The organism is Collinsella aerofaciens, from assembly GCF_015552075.1.
Lineage (GTDB): Bacteria > Actinomycetota > Coriobacteriia > Coriobacteriales > Coriobacteriaceae > Collinsella > Collinsella aerofaciens_Y.
The window spans coordinates 1-1,774 of record NZ_JADNDZ010000062.1; the positions used below are offsets into that span (position 1 = coordinate 1).

The 1,774-nt window shown below is 65.8% G+C and carries 1 protein-coding gene; it reads right to left on the bottom strand.

Annotated elements, in window-relative coordinates; genetic code table 11:
- Window positions 1–67 precede the first annotated feature (67 nt).
- Window positions 68–1,675 carry an L-serine ammonia-lyase, iron-sulfur-dependent, subunit alpha gene (sdaAA, locus tag I2D41_RS04425; RefSeq protein WP_195363668.1) on the bottom strand — a complete coding sequence of 536 codons (1,608 nt, stop codon included), beginning with the start codon at window positions 1,673–1,675 and terminating at the stop codon, window positions 68–70.
- Window positions 1,676–1,774: the final 99 nt, after the last annotated feature.

A 1,774-nucleotide genomic window follows, 5' to 3' on the forward strand; every position in this document is an offset into this window, starting at 1 on the left:
GGCCCGTGGGTTATACCCTAAGAGCAAACCACCCTTTTTAAGGGTGGTTCTGATTCGTTCTTTGCCGCTATCCGCACACACCGCATTTTGCACAGGCCGAAAGTGCGGCCGGAGCCTGCGCGATGCCGCCCTTTGCCGTCTCGCGCAGCGTGGCCGGCAACGCGTGGCCCACTGAGAGCATGACATGTGCCATCTGGTCAAACGGCACCAGGCTCTTAATGCCTGCGAGGGCGAGTTGTGCCGAGCTAAAGGCCGCTGCCACGCCGATGACGTTGCGGTTTTGGCAGGGCACCTCCACGAGGCCACCGACGGGGTCACAAACGAGGCCCAGCAGGTTACTCAGCGCGATGGAACTGGCGTCAAGCGCCTGCTCGGGCGTGCCGCCGAGCATCTGCACCAGCGCGGCGGCTGCCATGGCGGCGGCGCTTCCGACCTCGGCTTGGCAGCCGCCCTCGGCGCCGGCAACGCAGGCGCTTGTGGTGAGGTTGAGGCCGATGGAAGCTGCGCAGTAGAGCGCGTCCATGACTTGCTCGTCGTCGAGCTGAAGGTGATCGGCGAGCGCCAGCACGCAGCCGGGCACGACACCCGCGGATCCTGCCGTCGGAGCTGCGACGATCACGCCCATGGTGGCGGAGCGCTCGAGCACGGCCATGGCGCGGGCCACGGCTTCGGTCTGGACGGGGCCCATCAGGCTTTCACTCAAATCGTTGCAGCGGGTTGCTTCGACGAGCTTGGCCTCGCCGCCGATAAGCCCGCCGAGCGAGCGCTGCGGATTGGCGATGGGGGCCGTTGTCTCCTCGCGCATGACGTCGAGCACGCGGCGCATGGCGGCGACGGCGTGGGCCTCGCCGGTCAGACGTGCCTCGCGAACGGCCATGACGGCACCGATGCTGAGTCCCAGTTCCTCGCACGCATCGAGCAGCTGCTCGCCGTCGTCGAAGATCTCCTTTGCCGAGACGCCGGGGGAGAGCGACGAGGCAGAACCGGGGAGCTCGATAAAGGTCGCGTAATCGACATTGTCGAGCTTGCGCAGCATGGGGACGACGGTGTCGTCGGGCGCGCCGTCGGTCTCAAAGACGGAGTAGGCCTGGCCGCCCACTTCGGTGCGGTAGGTGCGGCAGAAGGCGATGTTTACGTGGGCGTAGGCGAGTAGGTTGGTGAGCGCGGCGAGTACACCGGGGACGTCCTTGTGCGCCACGAAGAGCGTGGAATACATGCCCGAGATGTCGACGCCGACGCCGTTAATGCGGCTGATGCGCATCTTGCCACCGCCCAGGCTCTCGCCGCGAACCTGGGCGGTGGCGCCCGTGTCGTCGACCATTTCGATGTCGACGGTGTTGGGGTGGATGGAGGCGTCGTCGCCTTTGATGTCAAAGTGATATTCGAGGCCCTGCTCGCGCGCGAGGTCGAAGGCCTGCTTGATGTTCTCGTCATCGGTGTCGAGGCCCAGGATGCCCGCGACGAGCGCACGATCGGTGCCGTGGCCGCGGTAGGTGTGGGCGAAGGAGTTCCACAGGCCAAAGGTGACTTTGGTGATGCGGCCTTCCAGCAGGCTGGCGGCAACTTGGGCGCAGCGCAGGGCGCCGGCGGTGTGCGATGAGCTGGGGCCGACCATGACGGGGCCCAAGATCTCGAATGCCGAGGTCGTAGCTAGTGTTTGCGGCTTGCCTGCCATATGCGCTCCTGTTCTATCCCATCGTCCCGAGGGGCGGGGCATAAGGTCGCCTGCTCGGACAGTCCTGCTCGCACGGAGAGCACATTAAGTGCTCTCCGG